This window comes from Priestia sp. VA7 (genome assembly GCF_055710015.1).
This window is the reverse complement of sequence record NZ_JBVQPN010000001.1, coordinates 490,747-506,388: the sequence shown is the minus strand read 5'-3', so window position 1 is coordinate 506,388 and position 15,642 is coordinate 490,747. Positions and strand designations below refer to the sequence as shown.

The 15,642-nt window shown below is 39.0% G+C and carries 21 protein-coding genes; 1 reads left to right on the top strand and 20 read right to left on the bottom strand.

The window, feature by feature from the left end; all coding sequences use genetic code 11:
* Window positions 1-32: 32 nt before the first annotated feature.
* From lysA to AC0C45_RS02605, 20 genes are all read right to left on the bottom strand, one after another.
* Complete coding sequence (gene lysA, locus AC0C45_RS02700) at window positions 33-1,352, bottom strand: diaminopimelate decarboxylase (RefSeq protein ID WP_047932138.1); 1,320 nt, start codon at window positions 1,350-1,352, stop codon at window positions 33-35.
* Window positions 1,353-1,490: 138 nt separating this feature from the next.
* Window positions 1,491-2,972, bottom strand: a complete 1,482-nt coding sequence (locus tag AC0C45_RS02695; RefSeq protein WP_034649016.1) for a spore germination protein — start codon at window positions 2,970-2,972, stop codon at window positions 1,491-1,493.
* Window positions 2,965-3,531, bottom strand: a complete 567-nt coding sequence (gene spoVAEA, locus AC0C45_RS02690; RefSeq protein WP_016765502.1) for a stage V sporulation protein SpoVABEA — start codon at window positions 3,529-3,531, stop codon at window positions 2,965-2,967. Before spoVAEA ends, AC0C45_RS02695 begins: the two co-directional genes overlap by 8 nt.
* A 6-nt stretch (window positions 3,532-3,537) precedes the next feature.
* Window positions 3,538-3,888, bottom strand: coding sequence for a stage V sporulation protein AE (gene spoVAE / locus AC0C45_RS02685; protein WP_016765503.1), 351 nt, complete (start codon window positions 3,886-3,888; stop codon window positions 3,538-3,540).
* A complete protein-coding gene (gene spoVAD, locus AC0C45_RS02680; protein WP_013084932.1) occupies window positions 3,876-4,907 on the bottom strand; it encodes a stage V sporulation protein AD in 1,032 nt (343 codons plus the stop codon). The genes spoVAE and spoVAD overlap by 13 nt, the downstream gene beginning before the upstream one ends.
* A gap of 13 nt (window positions 4,908-4,920) precedes the next feature.
* A complete protein-coding gene (spoVAC, locus tag AC0C45_RS02675; RefSeq protein ID WP_013059071.1) occupies window positions 4,921-5,382 on the bottom strand; it encodes a stage V sporulation protein AC in 462 nt (153 codons plus the stop codon).
* Window positions 5,383-5,400: 18 nt separating this feature from the next.
* On the bottom strand, window positions 5,401-5,823 hold the full coding sequence (locus AC0C45_RS02670) for a stage V sporulation protein AB (RefSeq protein WP_016765504.1): 423 nt from the start codon (window positions 5,821-5,823) through the stop codon (window positions 5,401-5,403).
* Window positions 5,813-6,433, bottom strand: a complete 621-nt coding sequence (locus tag AC0C45_RS02665) for a stage V sporulation protein AA (protein WP_016765505.1) — start codon at window positions 6,431-6,433, stop codon at window positions 5,813-5,815. Before AC0C45_RS02665 ends, AC0C45_RS02670 begins: the two co-directional genes overlap by 11 nt.
* 160 nt (window positions 6,434-6,593) lie before the next feature.
* Window positions 6,594-7,355 (bottom strand): RNA polymerase sporulation sigma factor SigF, encoded by a 762-nt coding sequence (gene sigF / locus AC0C45_RS02660; RefSeq protein WP_013059074.1) that lies wholly within the window; start codon window positions 7,353-7,355, stop codon window positions 6,594-6,596.
* A 12-nt stretch (window positions 7,356-7,367) separates the two neighbouring features.
* Window positions 7,368-7,811: an anti-sigma F factor gene (gene spoIIAB / locus AC0C45_RS02655; protein ID WP_013084935.1), complete on the bottom strand. Its 444-nt coding sequence runs from the start codon at window positions 7,809-7,811 to the stop codon at window positions 7,368-7,370.
* Complete coding sequence (gene spoIIAA / locus AC0C45_RS02650) at window positions 7,811-8,161, bottom strand: anti-sigma F factor antagonist (RefSeq protein ID WP_013084936.1); 351 nt, start codon at window positions 8,159-8,161, stop codon at window positions 7,811-7,813. Before spoIIAA ends, spoIIAB begins: the two co-directional genes overlap by 1 nt.
* 102 nt (window positions 8,162-8,263) lie before the next feature.
* Complete coding sequence (locus AC0C45_RS02645) at window positions 8,264-9,430, bottom strand: D-alanyl-D-alanine carboxypeptidase family protein (RefSeq protein WP_128819686.1); 1,167 nt, start codon at window positions 9,428-9,430, stop codon at window positions 8,264-8,266.
* Window positions 9,431-9,546: 116 nt separating this feature from the next.
* Window positions 9,547-10,377 carry a purine-nucleoside phosphorylase gene (locus AC0C45_RS02640; RefSeq protein WP_013084938.1) on the bottom strand — a complete coding sequence of 277 codons (831 nt, stop codon included), beginning with the start codon at window positions 10,375-10,377 and terminating at the stop codon, window positions 9,547-9,549.
* A 16-nt stretch (window positions 10,378-10,393) separates the two neighbouring features.
* Window positions 10,394-11,575 (bottom strand): phosphopentomutase, encoded by a 1,182-nt coding sequence (gene deoB / locus AC0C45_RS02635; protein ID WP_013084939.1) that lies wholly within the window; start codon window positions 11,573-11,575, stop codon window positions 10,394-10,396.
* 197 nt (window positions 11,576-11,772) lie between these two features.
* A complete protein-coding gene (gene xerD / locus AC0C45_RS02630) occupies window positions 11,773-12,666 on the bottom strand; it encodes a site-specific tyrosine recombinase XerD (RefSeq protein WP_013059080.1) in 894 nt (297 codons plus the stop codon).
* A gap of 6 nt (window positions 12,667-12,672) precedes the next feature.
* Entirely contained in the window at window positions 12,673-12,900 is a 228-nt protein-coding gene (locus tag AC0C45_RS02625; protein WP_047932141.1) for a YqzK family protein, read from the bottom strand.
* A 193-nt stretch (window positions 12,901-13,093) separates the two neighbouring features.
* Window positions 13,094-13,546 (bottom strand): ferric iron uptake transcriptional regulator, encoded by a 453-nt coding sequence (gene fur, locus AC0C45_RS02620; RefSeq protein WP_047932142.1) that lies wholly within the window; start codon window positions 13,544-13,546, stop codon window positions 13,094-13,096.
* A gap of 112 nt (window positions 13,547-13,658) precedes the next feature.
* Complete coding sequence (spoIIM, locus tag AC0C45_RS02615) at window positions 13,659-14,303, bottom strand: stage II sporulation protein M (RefSeq protein WP_013084941.1); 645 nt, start codon at window positions 14,301-14,303, stop codon at window positions 13,659-13,661.
* A 118-nt stretch (window positions 14,304-14,421) separates the two neighbouring features.
* Window positions 14,422-14,592 carry a hypothetical protein gene (locus tag AC0C45_RS02610; protein ID WP_162837682.1) on the bottom strand — a complete coding sequence of 57 codons (171 nt, stop codon included), beginning with the start codon at window positions 14,590-14,592 and terminating at the stop codon, window positions 14,422-14,424.
* Window positions 14,593-14,837: 245 nt separating this feature from the next.
* The gene (locus AC0C45_RS02605; RefSeq protein ID WP_013059084.1) at window positions 14,838-15,389 is read right to left on the bottom strand and encodes an NUDIX hydrolase; all 552 of its coding nucleotides are present in this window, start codon (window positions 15,387-15,389) and stop codon (window positions 14,838-14,840) included.
* A gap of 71 nt (window positions 15,390-15,460) precedes the next feature.
* Here AC0C45_RS02605 and mciZ point away from each other — a divergent pair, with 71 nt between their 5' ends.
* Window positions 15,461-15,625, top strand: a complete 165-nt coding sequence (gene mciZ, locus AC0C45_RS02600) for a Z-ring formation inhibitor MciZ (protein ID WP_013059085.1) — start codon at window positions 15,461-15,463, stop codon at window positions 15,623-15,625.
* Window positions 15,626-15,642 lie beyond the last annotated feature (17 nt).

Here is a 15,642-nt window from a genome sequence, read left to right as displayed (position 1 = left end):
AACAAGAGGCTCTTTTTTACGTTAATCACTCGTTACTTTTTTACCGTCACTTTGTATTTCACATCATTTTTTACAAGGTCTTCATACGTTTCCCGTTTTACGACTAACTGTGCTTCTCCATCTTCTACGAACACGACAGCTGGCTTTGGCAAACGATTATAGTGACTTGCCATAGAATAACCGTATGCGCCCGTACAAAACATCGCTAATAAATCATCTGGGTTTGCTTTTGGGAGTTGTACATCCCACATCAGCATATCCCCCGATTCGCAGCACTTACCCGCGATGGACACGAGCTCATCACTTTCATCATTCATTCGATTGGCAATGACCGCTTCATATTTCGCTTGATACAGCGCAGGACGGATATTGTCGTTCATTCCTCCATCAATCGCTACATATTCACGTACATTAGGTACATGCTTACGAGAACCAATTGAATACAGGGTCGTTCCAGCATCTCCTACAAGAGATCGGCCGGGCTCAATCCAAATTTCAGGAATTTCTACCTCTAACTGTTTGGACTGCTTTTTGACCTCTTCTATAATAACTTCCACATACTGCGAAACAGGAATAGGCTGATCTTCTTCCGTATAACGAATGCCAAAGCCGCCGCCTAAATTTAGTACTTGCGGAACAAATTTTATACGTTGTTTCCACTCTTTCATTTTTGCAAAAAGCTTTTGAGTCGCCATAATAAATCCGGTTGTTTCAAAAATTTGAGATCCTATATGACAGTGAATACCTAAAAGTTCTAGCTCCTTGCTATTTTGTACAAGACGCACAGCTTCGTCTGCTTGACCGTTTTGAAGATCAAACCCAAACTTCGAGTCTTCCTGCCCTGTCAAGATATAATCATGTGTATGAGCTTCAATTCCGGGTGTTAACCTGAGAAGAACAGGCATCTTTTTTTGATACTGTTCCGTTATTTCCTGAAGCAATGCAATTTCATAGAAATTATCAACTACAATGCAACCTACATCTTCTTTGACGGCCATTTCTAGTTCTGCTCGGCTTTTATTGTTTCCATGAAAATGAATACGTTCTTTCGGAAAGTCACCTGCTAAAGCCGTATACAGTTCTCCTCCCGAAACAACGTCTAACGAAAGACCTTCTTCATGAACGACTTGGACCATGGCAATTGTAGAAAAAGCTTTGCTTGCATAAGCGACCTGTGCTTTTACCCCATGCTTTTCAAATGTTTCTTTAAATCCTCTAGCACGCTGCCGAATTAAAGCCACGTCATATACGTAAAGGGGTGTTCCAAAATTTGATGCTAATTCAACCGTATCAACTCCACCAATTTCAAGATGACCCTGCTTATTTATGCGACTTGTTCCGTGTAAAAACATGTTTAGACCCCGTTCCTGTGTATAGTGTAAAAAAGACAGTTAACGGCAATTCGCTGCTAACTGTCTAAATATTTATTATTTTCCATATTTAAAACAAATCTATCACATCTTCATACAGGTTTCAACCACATATTTTGTTTAAGGTTTTGCAGGCTGGCGGTCTTTGTCCTGCGGATGTACAATACTAGGACGCGGATTTGCTCCAGGAACCGGTGTACGAATGATAATCTGCCATAAAGCCTGCGGGTTGAATGGAAGAAACGGCCACAAATAAGGCGTATTCAATGATTTTAGACGCACCATATAGAGAATGATACACGTTGTTGCAATAAGAAACCCTGGAGTATGAAAGGCCGCCACAAAAATTAACAGAAATAATCGCAGCATTTTATTTGCCACTGCTAACTCGTAGCTTGGCGTTGAAAAAGAACCAATGGACGCAATAGCTACATAAAGAATCACTTCTGGAACAAACAATCCTACATCAATGGCAATCTGTCCAATTAGTGCTGCAGCAATCAAGCCCATCGCCGTGGCAAGCGGTGTCGGCGTATGAATGGCGGCCATCCTCAGGAACTCAACCCCTAGGTCGGCTAAGAAAATCTGGATAACTGTCGGAATGTTTGTTGTTTCGTTTGGCCCAATAAATTGCAATTTTGCCGGCAGCAGATCTGGTTCAAGTACAAATAACAGCCATAACGGCAATAAGAAAAGAGATGCAAGAATTCCTAAAAATCGTATCCAGCGGATAAAGGTACCGACAGAAGGAGCCTGCCTGTATTCTTCTGCATGCTGCACGTGATGAAACAGCGTAGTTGGTGTAATAATAACGCTTGGTGACGTATCGGTAATAATAATCACATGCCCTTCTAGTACATGGGCTGCTGCTGTGTCAGGGCGTTCTGTATAGCGTACCATTGGAAAAGGATTAATTCCTTGTTTGACTAAAAACTCTTCAATGGATTTGTCAGCCATAGGCAAACCATCTACATCGATAGCTTCCAGTTCATCTTTTATCAGTTTAACCAGTCCTGGATCAGCTACCCCCTTTATGTACCCAATCGCTACGTCCAGTTTCGAACGTTCGCCTACCTTCATAATTTCAAAACGAAACCTTCCGTCACGGATTCGTCTTCTCGTTAACGCTGTATTGATAATGATATTTTCAGTGTATCCATCTCTTGCTCCGCGAATCACTTTCTCTGTATCCGCTTCCTCAGGCGATCTGCCGGGATACGTACGCACATCGACTTCAAAGCCAACTTCTTCACCGTCAATTAAAACGAATAGCAGTCCTGATAAAACCGACACCATTCCATCATCCAGCGTCTTTAAAGGCTTGACTTGCTGATGAATAAGACGGTTTTCAACAATATCCTTTAGCTTTGCTCGTTCAACTTCATTATCATTAATTTGAACGAGCACTTTTGTAATTTCAATAATAAATGAACTGTCGCATAATCCTGTTACATAGTAAACATGAACTTCTCGATCCAAAATAAGTAGTTTACGCACGCCCACATCAAAACTTGTGTTCATACTAGCGTTTTCTTTGAACCACTGATCGTTTTTTTGTACCTTCGAAAAAATAGCTGTTTTCTGCTCTGCTAGCTTACCCAAACGAACCGCTCCTTTCTAAAATAAGTCTTGCTGCTTTTTCTGTAATAGGACATCCCAGTTTAACATCATCCATCCTAGCCATTTTGCCGATATCCCCTATTCCTACAACTAAGGGAATATCGAGCTGATCCAAGCAGTAAACTGTATCTCCATTAATTCGTCCGACTTCTAACTCTTGAATTCCGCTTTTATCCACGCCGTAATGCGATATTTCCCCAAAACGATCAATGGTCACATCCACTCTTGTCCATTCGCTTTGATGAGTACGTGACGCAACAGCAATCACTCCAAGAACTTCTACTTGAGGATGCTTTGCTACATGGAGCAAAGCAATTTCCCCAGGTCCTTCCTCTAAGAAACCGCTATCGTCAAACATTACAAAGACGGGATCATATGGTGCTTGAAGGATTAAATTTACCGTTTGACTACCTGTTAACGTAGTAGGGTTTCCATATGATCTCGAAATGCATCTGCCACCAACCGATTTAGCTACATGCTCAATTGCTTTGCGTGCATATTCATCGCCATCGGTTACAATAATGATCCTTCTTTTTTTCATAATCTTTTATCCTTTCGGCTTAAAGATTAACGCGATAATAAAAGCAAATAAAATAGCTGCTGAAATTCCAGCCGAGGTAAGTTCAAAAATCCCAATCCCAATCCCGATAAATCCATGGTCATCCGCTTGCTTCATCGCTCCGTGCAGCAAAGAATGACCAAAGCTTGTAATTGGAACCGTTGCTCCGGCGCCAGCAAATTCAATTAACTTATCGTAAAGACCAAATCCATCTAAAATCGCTCCTGCAACTACAAACGAACTCATAACATGCGCTGGAGTAAGCTTAGCAAGATCAAGCAGCAGCTGCCCAATAACGCAAATGATTCCTCCTACAACAAAAGCTATTACATACTCCATTGATCATCCCCCTCCCCAATATGTTCTAAGACGACGCCATGAGCAATTGTTGGAATTGACTCTTTTTGCTGAATCATCGTTGGACTTAAAAGAGCTCCTGTTGCTACCATAAACACTTTCTTTAAGTTTCCTGATTTTAATTCATTTAAAATATGCCCATACGTGACAATAGCGGAGCAGCCGCAGCCGCTTCCTCCTGCAAATACATTTTGATCAGGACGGTATACCATTAATCCGCAATCATTATGGTTGGTTGATATATCGTAGCCTTCGTCCTTGAGCAGCTGTTTTAAGATTGGACTTCCTACACCAGATAAATCTCCTGTTAAAATAAGATCATACTCGCTTGGAGCAACGTTTAAGTCTTCCAAATGTCTTTGAATGGTATCTGCAGCAGCTGGTGCCATAGCAGAACCCATGTCGTTTGCATTTTTAATTCCATAATCCATTACCCGACCAATCGTTGCAGAAGTCAGACGCACAATACCTTTTTCTTTTGAGACCAGCGCTGCCCCTGCTCCCGTAATGGTTGCCGTTGCTGTATCTGGTTTTTGTCCTCCGTACTCGGTAGGATTTCTAAATTGGCGCTCAGCCGTTGCGTTATGACTGCTCGCTGATGCAATAACACGATTAGCAAACCCTGCATCTACAAGAGCTGCTCCTGTTGCAAGCGTTTCCATTGATGTGGAGCAAGCGCCAAACATGCATAGAAATGGAATTTGGTTATGCCGCGCTACAAAATTAGCCGTTACGTTTTGATTTAATAAATCTCCAGCCAAAAACAAATCAACGTCTTCATAGGATAAATTTATTTTTTGCAAGCAGGAATCAATGGACTCCGTCATCAGTCTTCTTTCAGCCAACTCCCAGTTGTCTTCTTCACAGTGCAAATCTTTATGTGTAATATCAAATGTTTCTCCTAACGGTCCATCTGCTTCTTTTGGCCCTACTGCTGTTCCTGTCGCATTAATATAAATAGGATTTTCATAAACCCACGTTTGTTTTCCAGTTTTTCTCATAATCCCCCTCTTTTCATAGCAAATAAGTTTTAAAAAGGTAGCGAATAATTCCTACAATGTAAGCCGAAACCGTTCCAAATACAATGACGTTTCCAGCCAGCTTGAACATGTTTGTCGCAACTCCAAGAACAATTCCTTCACTTCGATGTTCAAGCGCTGCACTCGTCATGGAATTGGCAAAACCCGTAACAGGAACGGCTGAACCTGCACCTGCAAATTGACCAATACGATCATATATCCCAAACCCGGTTAAGAGCGCAGATATTAAAATAAGGGTTGCAACGGTAGGATTACCTGCATTTTTTTCATTAAAGTCAAAAAATGCAATATAGAAATTTTGAATTGCCTGTCCTAATGTACAAATGATTCCCCCCACCAAAAAGGCTTTTAGGCAATTTGCCACATATGAAGGTTTAGGCTGAAATGGTTTAATGCTTTCTTGATAGTTATCTTTTAATTTTTGATTATTTGCCATGTTACATACATCCTTTTCTTATTGATTAACAAAATAAATCCAATGAAATAATGATCCGCATACTTTGCCTAGTACAATGGCCATTAACAATAAAATAAGCTTGCCTTCCATTCCTATTCGTTTCGTTAACGTCGGCAATACATTAAGCACTTCTGTTAACGCTGCTGCCAGCATCCCAATAAAAATACCGCTGGTTAAACCTATGATCATAATAAGCAACCCCGGAAACTGCCACGTGTATTGATGAAGACTGCACCATCCGCCTGTAACAGCACCACCTACGACTCCCCACTCATATGCTTGAATGTATTTCATGGTTTTAGTCAGCTGCATTAAACGCGGGATGATGCCCAGCACCGTTAAAAATGCTACAAACCCAGCACCTGCAGCCAGTCCTCCCGCAAGTCCAATTACAATGGTCATCACAATGTTAATGATCATCAATTTTTTTCATACTTTCTTTATTCTCGTGCATAATGACGTATTGATCTAAGTCTTGCTGGTAATTAAACATTTCGACTTCGAGAGGACTAGGCTCTTCATTAATTCGTTTTCTAAAGACATGGTTAAAAAACAGAATCATTCCCAGGCCTAAACCGATAGAGTAAGGCACTTGAATCAGCAAAGGCTGCTTATCTCTCAGACCGGTCAGCATGTAAAACAATTTTTGATGTACTTGTCTCATGCTCACATCTTCGTGAAAGTTCATAATTGCCAAAGCAGCTCCGATGAAGAGAAGAAACCAAACAGCTAGAAAAAACAAAAAGGAATATTGTTTCTTTTTATACATGACCTCTACAATCGTTTGAGCGGGTCCAATCGTCTGAATGTCTAAATGCGGATACCGAGAGGCAACTTTTTCAATTACCTTCATTAAATCAACAATGATAATATTTCGATCACTCATACTTACTTGATATACAACTAGCTTTTCAATTTGCTTTTGAACAGAATCTCCTGCTATAACCATTGCTAATTGTCCAATATTTACAGCTTCATCAGGTTTTACTTGAATACGATGTCTCATTTTAAGATAAAGAACGTTTTCCATTCATATCACACCTTACGATTCATTATCTCCCTGTACGTGTAGTATGGATTTTCTTAAATTTTCTAATTCACGTTTCTGAACAGACCATTAATTACCAAATAAAAAAGCAATCCGTTTCACTATTCTTCTTTGAATAGCAAAACGGATTGCTTCTTAAGTATTACGTATCATTCATATGCAGCTTCATTTGTTTTAAGATTTTCTTCTCAAGCCTCGATACCTGAACTTGAGAAATTCCCAGCCTTGCGGCCACTTCGGACTGAGTTTGATCTTTGTAATACCTCAAATAGACAATGAGCTTTTCACGCTCATCAAGTTCTTCAATTGCTTCTTTTAAGGCAATTTTATCAAACCACTTCGCTTCCGTATGATCAGCAATTTGGTCAAGAAGGGTAATTGGATCTCCATCATTTTCATAGACGGTCTCGTGAATAGACGAAGGAGCACGATTAGCTTCTTGAGCTAGCACTACTTCTTCAGGAGTGAGATCCAAATGTTCTGCAACCTCAGCGACTGTAGGGACGCGTCCAAGTAATTTGGAAAGCTCGTCTTTTGCCTTACGTATTTTATTGCTCATTTCTTTCAGAGAACGGCTAACCTTTACCGTGCCATCATCACGAATAAATCGCTGAATTTCACCAATAATCATTGGAACAGCATATGTTGAAAATTTAACATCATACGATAAGTCAAATTTATCAACGGACTTTAATAGCCCTATGCACCCAATTTGAAATAAATCATCGGGCTCATAACCACGGTTAATAAAACGTTGAACAACCGACCAAACGAGCCGCATATTTTTTTGGACGATTGTATCTCGTGCAATTTGATCACCTTGCTGACTGCGCTTGATGAGGTCTTTAACTTCATGATCCTTTAAATACGGTTCGTTTTTATTTTTTTTGACCTCCACATCCATTGGCAAGTCTCCTTAATTACATAGCGCTTTACTATTTGTTAAGTGCTTTTTTAAATATAAGGTCGTACCTTCTAATACAGTAGACTCCACTCGAATTTCGTCCATAAAGTTTTCCATTATGGTGAAACCCATTCCAGAACGTTCTAGATCTGGTTTGGTTGTGTATAAAGGCTGCTTGGCTTCATCCACGTTATCGATACCAATTCCTTCATCACGAATCATCAGCTCGACTACACCGTCTTCATGAAGCGTCACAGAAATATATACCACACCATCCGGATTGCTTTCGTAGCCGTGAATAATAGCATTTGTTACTGCTTCAGATACGACTGTTTTAATTTCTGTTAACTCATCCATTGTTGGATCTAACTGCGTAATAAATGATGCTACCGTGACGCGGGCAAACGATTCATTTTGACTAAGCGCGGAAAATTGGAGGTTCATTTGATTTTTCATTATGCCACCCCCAATTTTTGAAGCGCGTTTTCTTCATTAGGTTCAAAACGAATAATTTTAAATAAGCCTGACATATTAAACAAACGTTCTACGGCGGGAGAAATAGCGCATACAACCATTTCCCCGCCGTTATTATGAACCTGTTTGTATCTCCCTAAAATAACCCCCAAGCCAGAGCTGTCCATAAAGGTTAAATGCTGTAAATTTAAAATCAAATGGCTGATAGATTCCTTCTCTATCGCTTCGGTGATCTTGCTTCTTAGCTCTTCTGCCGTATGATGATCTAATTCTCCTGTTAATCGAACCAACAAGACATCTTGTTTGAATTCCAATTCAATCGAAAGACTCACTATACAAACCTCCTCGGAAATCTTATAGTCAGTCTTTCGCTGCCGACAGAATAGAATCCTTCTCACCGACAAAACTAGTTCTATTTCGTCACATTTAGCTGTTTAAGATGTTTGAGAGAAAATAGAGAATGTACGTTTGAATATCTTCCACCAAGAAGCAGCATCAATATCTTCTTTTGCAAGAAGCGGTGAAGAACTAACTACTTTGTTATCCTTCTTAATGGTCAACATTCCAATTTTGTCGCCTTTTTGAATAGGCGCATTTAGCTTCTCGTTCATTTTCACTTCTGTTTTAACGTCTTTGGCTGCATTTCCTTTTTTCAATAAAACCGAAATAGGCTCGGACGTAACAGCTGTTACCTGATCTTCGCTACCCTTGTTTACATCTATCTTGGCAATAACGTCTCCTTTTTTGTATAAAGGCTTCGTTGTATATTGACTGAATGCGTAGTCTAACATTTTGGTTACTTGATTATTGCGATCTTTTGGCGTGCTTGCACCGAATACAACCGCTAACACACGCATATTTCCCTTTTTAGCGGTAGCTGTCAGGCAATACTTAGCTTGACCTGTAAATCCGGTTTTGAGTCCATCAACGCCGGGATAAAACTTTACTAAGCGATTTGTATTTACTAACCAAAACTTCTTATCTGTATCCGTGCGCAAATAAGCTTCGTATTTACTTGTATAGTTAATAATTTTTTCATACTTTAGCAGCTCTCTGCCCATCATGGCCATATCATGAGCTGTACTATAGTGATTTTCTACGGGCAGGCCTGTCGGATTTTGAAATTTTGTATGAGTCAAACCAAGCTCTTTCGCTTTTTGGTTCATCTTTGCTACAAATTTTTCTTCTGATCCAGCTAAATATTCAGCCATTGCCATAGAAGCATCGTTACCGGAACCTATCGCAATCCCTTTCAGCAAATCATTTACCGTCATTTCTTCTCCGGGCTCTAAAAAGATTTGTGAGCCTCCCATTGAAGCGGCATATTCACTTGCCCGCACTTTATCTTTTAAGGTAATTTTCCCTTTATCTAAAGCCTCCATAATTAAAATCATTGTCATAATTTTAGTCATACTGGCAGGGGGAAGTTCTTGATTACTATTTTTTTCGTATAGAATTTTTCCTGTATCCCGTTCAATTAAAATAGCTGACCTAGCACTGTCAGCAAGCTCGGAATTCTTTTTTTCTGCGGCTAAAACAGGTTGCGTCATAAGTGGAAATAAAAATATGACAACGAGTAACTTTACAATAGTTCGCTTCATCTCCACAAACCTCCATTCTTTATACAACCTATTTTTTCCAAGGTATAATCGATTTATACTAAGGGAAATAAAAAAAGCATCGAGAAATTCTCGATGCTTGAAGTCATATTTTCTTCTTATTTTTGATAAGCTGGAAGCTGCTTTACTACTTCTTTTACAAGCGATAAAAACTGCTGTTTTACTTTTTCAGTCGTTTCAATTACTTCTTCATGATTTAACGGCTGATCTAAAATACCAGCTGCCATATTAGAAATACAAGAAATACCTAGCACTTTCATACCTGCATGGCGTGCCACAATAACTTCTGGCACTGTAGACATACCGACCGCGTCTCCCCCGATAATGCGAAGCATACGCACTTCAGCAGGCGTTTCATATGTTGGACCTGTATTTCCTACATATACACCTTCTTGTAAGGCGATATTTAAATCAGCTCCTACTTTCTTCGCTAATTGACGAAGATCCTTGCAGTAAGCAGTTGACATATCCGGGAACCTTACTCCGAAATCAGAGTCATTAGGTCCAATCAAAGGATTGGTTCCAAAATTATTAATATGATCAGAAATAATCATTAAGTCTCCTGGATTAAAGGATTCGTTTACTCCGCCCGCTGCATTCGTTACAATCAACGTTTCTACACCGATTTCTTTCATTACGCGCACTGGAAATGTTACTTTATCAAGAGCGTACCCTTCATAAAAGTGAAAACGTCCTTGCATAGCTACAACTGGTACGTCATGAATAGTACCTATTACTAATTGGCCTGCGTGACCTTCAACTGTTGAAACCGGGAACTCAGGAATGTCGTTATACGGAATTTTTACCGCGCCTTCAATTTCGTCAGCTAATACCCCTAGTCCAGAACCTAAAATAAGCCCAATTGTTGGTGTAACAGCTGATTGATTTTTAATATATGCTGCTGCTTTTTCAATATATTCTTTTTTCATACTCCATTCCCCCTGCTTAATTCAACTCTTTTAAAAAACTTTTTCCATGCTTAGGCATTGCTACGCCAAAATTTTCTGCTACCGTTGCGCCAATATCCGCAAACGTTTGACGAATAGAAAGTTCTTTTCCTTCTTGCATGCCTTTATTGTACACAAGAAGCGGCACGTATTCACGCGTATGGTCTGTCCCATGATGAACAGGGTCATTTCCATGATCCGCTGTAATAATCAATAAATCATCTTCTTTTAATAAATCAAATACTTCTTCTAAGCGTGCATCATATTCTTCAAGTGCTTGCCCATATCCTTGTGGATCGCGGCGATGACCATAGAGAGCATCAAAATCAACTAAATTTAAGAAGCTTAAGCCTGTGAAGTCCATGTTTAATGTATCAACTAGCTTATCCATGCCGTCCATATTCGATTTGGTACGAAGAGATTTTGTTACCCCTTCTCCGTCGTAAATATCAGAAATTTTACCGATAGCAATAACATCGATGTCATTGTCTTTTAATTCATTCATTACAGTACGTCCAAAAGGCTTTAATGCATAATCATGACGATTGGATGTACGTGTAAAATTACCTGGTTCACCTAAAAACGGGCGAGCGATAACACGTCCAATCATATATGGATCATCAAGCGTTAATTCACGAGCAATCTCACAAATTTTGTACAATTCATCAATTGGAACAATTTCTTCATGAGCAGCAATTTGCAAAACAGAATCTGCTGATGTATAGACGATTAAGTCACCTGTTTCCATATGCTGTTTTCCTAGCTCATCCAAAATTTCTGTACCAGACGCTGGTTTGTTCCCAATGATTTTTCGACCTGTTTTTTCTTCTAATTGTGAAATCAGCTCTTCTGGAAATCCATCTGGAAATACATTAAAAGGCGTATCAATATTAAGGCCCATAATTTCCCAATGGCCTGTCATTGTATCTTTTCCTGCAGAAGCTTCCTGCATTTTTGTATAGTAAGCCAACGGTTTTTCGGCTTTATCGATTCCTTTAATTTCACGGATATTGCTTAGGCCAAGCTTAGCCATATTAGGCATACGAAGACCGTTGCAGTGCTCTGCAATATGACCAAACGTATCAGCACCTTTATCATTGTATTTTTCAGCATCCGGTGATTCACCGATACCCACTGAATCCATGACAATTAAAAATACGCGTTTATATGTATGCGCCATTTTATTCCCTCCAAATATCAATTTATTTATTCTCTATAAAATTCCCGTTTGGAAATAATTTAACCATCTTCTCTTATTGGTCAGAAGTCTGACCTCTCTATTAGTATAGACGCTTTTTATTTTTTTGTACACATGAATGAAAGTGTTTTCAATCAAAAAAACCAATGTCTATGAACTCATTGGACATTGGAATCTTCCTATGCTCGCGGATGAAACTGATTGTATACATCTTTTAAACGTGCTTTTGTAACATGTGTATAAATTTGAGTGGTCGAAATATCCGCATGCCCGAGCATTTCTTGAACGGCTCTCAAGTCCGCGCCGTTCTCTAACAAATGAGTAGCAAACGAATGCCGTAACGTATGTGGAGTTAATTCTTTTTCAATTTTTGCTTCAGAAGCTAACTTTTTTAATATTTTCCAAAATCCCTGCCTTGTTAAACGCCTTCCGTGATGATTAACAAAGAGTGCTTTGTCCTGTTCCTTTTGCTTTGTTAAAACACTCCGGCTATGCTGTAAATACTCTTCGATAGCCTCCGTTGCCAACCTTCCGATGGGGACAATTCTTTCTTTATTTCCTTTTCCGATACAACGAATAAATCCCATCGTCAAATGTGCATCATCAATATTTAAGTTAACGAGTTCAGACACACGAATTCCAGTAGCATAAAGCAACTCAAGCATCGCTTTGTCTCGTATGCCAAAAGGCGTCGAAGTATCAAACACATTTAACAGCGCCTCTACTTCTTCTGCATTTAGCACTTTTGGCAGCTTGCGCTCAAGCTGCGGGGTATCAATATGAACGGATGGATCTGTATCCGCTGCTTTTTCTCTTAGTAAGAATTGATGAAAAGATCTAGTTGAAGCCACATGTCTCGCAATCGTTTTAGATGACTTTTGCTGATCACTTAAATATTTCAGAAAATTAACGATGTGAAGTCTTGTTACTTCATTAAATGATTTCAGCTGCTCTACATGCTCTAAATATTGAGCATACTTTTTTAAATCTCGTTCATACGAATCAATTGTATTTTTAGCTAGTCCCCGCTCTACTACTAAATAATGAATAAAATCTTGAATTTGATCATTCAATAGCCTCTACTCCCCGTTTTGATAAAACATAAATAAACGCTCTAGCCACGTCTGATCTTTGTTCACACTTGCTTGCATGACCTTAACTGCTGAACCCGACGGCTCATCATAACGTTTATAATTTTGATACTCTTGAGATACCCATATCATTCCAAAATAAAACAAAAGAGTAAACCCGGTAAATAAGATAAATACTTTACATGTATTATATACTATTTCAGCCCATGATTTCATGAAACAATTCCTCCAATTTTTGATTCTATTAGAAGATATGCCAATTAGGACAGGTTTTATACATGTTTCTTGCCTTTATACACTGAGTTCTCTCCTGATCATTTCCTTTCTTTCTATAAAACTATGTAGCTTATAAACTCGTTATTTTTTATTTATGTACAACAAAAAACCTTCTCCATTAGGGAAAAGGCTTTTACTGCTTGTCTTCTTTATCCTGACAGCGATGGCAAATGCCATGAAATGTCAAGCGGTGATCTTTAATTTTAAAATCCCATTGCTTTTCCACAATTTCTTCAACGTCTTCAAGCAAATCTTCTTGAATTTCGTCCACAGATCCACATTCCATACACACAAGGTGATGATGAAAGTGTGCGGCTCCTTCTTGTCTTAAATCGTAGCGAGAAACGCCATCGCCAAAGTTTATTTTATCAACAATTTTAAGTTCAGTTAACAATTCTAACGTACGATAAACAGTTGCCAATCCAATTTCCGGAGACTTTTCCTTGACGAGGAGATATACATCTTCGGCACTTAAATGATCCTCTTCATGTTCAAGAAGTACTCTTACAGTCGCCTCACGTTGAGGTGTCAATTTATAGCTAGCTGAGTGCAACTGCTGCTTAATTCGCTCAATTCGACTTTCCATAATTATTCCCTCCCTCGCCATTCACTAATCCATTATATCAGATGTGTCGAGGGTGTCAAAATAAAGTTATTATTAATAAGAAAAAAGAATTCTTTTTACTTAATACTTATTCTTACTTATTTAATAGAGCCATTACACTTTTCATTAAAGTAGGTGATACGTAAGCTTCAATTGTAGCTGCACAGGCAACCAAACATATCATAGCAATCATGGTTCCGCTGTAGCGTAAAAATGAGGCGGAAATAGGCTCCGCTGCTTTTTTAAAAAACTGCTGCCGCACAAGCTTCAAAGAAAAGGCAACTGAAGCTGCAGACAAGATCAGAAATGCCGGTATGAGAAAGATATTTTGCGGCATAACAGATACAAAAGATAGCGCAAAACCAGAGAGTCCCATTTGATTGACTAAAAAGCCTACGGTAAAACCAATCACCATTCCTTTTAAAAACAGCAGAATTAACACTACAGGCAAACCAATAATGGCGATTCCTAATATCCAAATGAGCCCTAAGTATTTAACATTATGAAAAAAACTTTGCTGAAACATTTCAACGCTGCTTGCTACTTCTCCACTCTTTACCTGTCCGAAAAACCGGTTTAAATAGAAGTACAGGTCTTCTTTTTGATCAAGCGTCAAACTATTTACAACAATAGCCCCAAAAATGATTCCCATTAAAAACAGCACGGTCACAAACAAATAAATAGAACTGTTTTCTTGAAAATGTCTTGCATACGATAATGGCAATTGTTTTTTTCTCATCGTCTTCCTCCTATTAATCGCTTAATAGAGTGTATGATAGAGTACAAAAACTATGCCAAGAATCTTTTGAATCTATCAAATAAAAAAAGAGAATGAGACATAATAAAATCAACCCAATCTAAATAAGATCAAATGAGATAGTATGGATGGCTTGTGAAACGGCTGTCGATTTCCATGCAAGGCTTCGCTTTCCGCGGGCCGCCGGTGACCCTCTTCGTCGCGTACGCTTCTGCGGGGTCTCACCTATTCCGCTTTTCCCGCAGGAGTCTTCGCCTTGCCCTCCAATCAACCGCTAGAACCAACTATATAAATGAAATCTACATTCACCATCACCTTAAAAAAATCCGAACGAATTTGATTCTCCATCAAGAATCTCTATTCATCGTTCAGATTTTCCTTCAACTAAAATATGGTTGTCAAACATTTTTTTAGTTAGAGATACACGCATGCCTGTTTTTTCTCACATCAAATGACGTTTCAATGTAAACCTCTAAATTGCTAGATTGCCGTTCGTATGTAAAAGAAAAAACTCTCTTACTCTCCTAATCCGCTTTTTAACTGTAAGTACTGCACAGCATAGGCTGTTTTTGCATCATAAATTTCCTTGTTTTGAATAAGAGTAAGCGCCTCATCTACCGTAACTTCCATCACTTCAACAAATTCATCTTCGTCTAATTCCGCTTTGGTGGTCATCACTTTTAAATCTTCCGCTAAATAAAGGTGCACCAACTCATCCGCAAAACCTGGTGATGTATAAAAAGAAATAATATGGCTAAGCGAATCTGTTGTATAGCCTGTTTCTTCTTCTAACTCACGTTTTGCCGTCACAATCGGCTCTTCTCCTTTTTCTAGCTTGCCGGCTGGAATTTCGACTAAAATACGATCCATCGGCCTGCGATACTGTTTGACCATAACCATTTTATGGTCGCTTGTTAACGCAATGACAGCTACGGCTCCAGGGTGCTTAACTACTTCTCTTGTACTCGTTTTTCCGTTTGGAAGCTCTACTTCTTCTAAGTACAAATCAATCACTCTGCCTCCAAACAGCTTTTCAGAAGACAGCATTTTTTCTGTTAAATGATCCATTTTCTACACCTCGTTCTATTTTTTTGACTCTTACATATATTCTATCATACGAACCTTGGGAGGTAGAAAAAATGAAAGTTTATGTTCACGAGAAGCAAATAATTTTGGTCGGTAAAGCATGGGAAATCAAGCAAAAGTTAAAAGAATACGGCGAACAATTTCAGTATGTCGATGAATGGACGAACGCTATCTCTCAAAATTTTAATTCTTACAAACAAGCAGACTGCAGACACTAATTGTGCTGCAGTTTTCT

Bases quoted from the DNA above. Each gene is read 5' to 3' on its own strand.
- AC0C45_RS02625 (WP_047932141.1), bottom strand. From the start codon at position 12,900: ATGAAATCATGGGCTGAAATAGTATATAATACATGTAAAGTATTTATC.
- AC0C45_RS02605 (WP_013059084.1), bottom strand. From the start codon at position 15,389: ATGGATCATTTAACAGAAAAAATGCTGTCTTCTGAAAAGCTGTTTGGA.
- spoIIM (WP_013084941.1), bottom strand. From the start codon at position 14,303: ATGAGAAAAAAACAATTGCCATTATCGTATGCAAGACATTTTCAAGAA.
- spoVAE (WP_016765503.1), bottom strand. From the start codon at position 3,888: ATGGAGTATGTAATAGCTTTTGTTGTAGGAGGAATCATTTGCGTTATT.
- deoB (WP_013084939.1), bottom strand. From the start codon at position 11,575: ATGGCGCATACATATAAACGCGTATTTTTAATTGTCATGGATTCAGTG.
- spoIIAB (WP_013084935.1), bottom strand. From the start codon at position 7,811: ATGAAAAATCAAATGAACCTCCAATTTTCCGCGCTTAGTCAAAATGAA.
- spoVAD (WP_013084932.1), bottom strand. From the start codon at position 4,907: ATGAGAAAAACTGGAAAACAAACGTGGGTTTATGAAAATCCTATTTAT.
- mciZ (WP_013059085.1), top strand. From the start codon at position 15,461: ATGAAAGTTTATGTTCACGAGAAGCAAATAATTTTGGTCGGTAAAGCA.
- AC0C45_RS02670 (WP_016765504.1), bottom strand. From the start codon at position 5,823: ATGATCATTAACATTGTGATGACCATTGTAATTGGACTTGCGGGAGGA.
- AC0C45_RS02645 (WP_128819686.1), bottom strand. From the start codon at position 9,430: ATGAAGCGAACTATTGTAAAGTTACTCGTTGTCATATTTTTATTTCCA.
- sigF (WP_013059074.1), bottom strand. From the start codon at position 7,355: ATGGATGTGGAGGTCAAAAAAAATAAAAACGAACCGTATTTAAAGGAT.
- AC0C45_RS02665 (WP_016765505.1), bottom strand. From the start codon at position 6,433: ATGGAAAACGTTCTTTATCTTAAAATGAGACATCGTATTCAAGTAAAA.
- lysA (WP_047932138.1), bottom strand. From the start codon at position 1,352: ATGTTTTTACACGGAACAAGTCGCATAAATAAGCAGGGTCATCTTGAA.
- fur (WP_047932142.1), bottom strand. From the start codon at position 13,546: ATGGAAAGTCGAATTGAGCGAATTAAGCAGCAGTTGCACTCAGCTAGC.
- AC0C45_RS02640 (WP_013084938.1), bottom strand. From the start codon at position 10,377: ATGAAAAAAGAATATATTGAAAAAGCAGCAGCATATATTAAAAATCAA.
- spoVAEA (WP_016765502.1), bottom strand. From the start codon at position 3,531: ATGAAAAAAAGAAGGATCATTATTGTAACCGATGGCGATGAATATGCA.
- spoVAC (WP_013059071.1), bottom strand. From the start codon at position 5,382: ATGGCAAATAATCAAAAATTAAAAGATAACTATCAAGAAAGCATTAAA.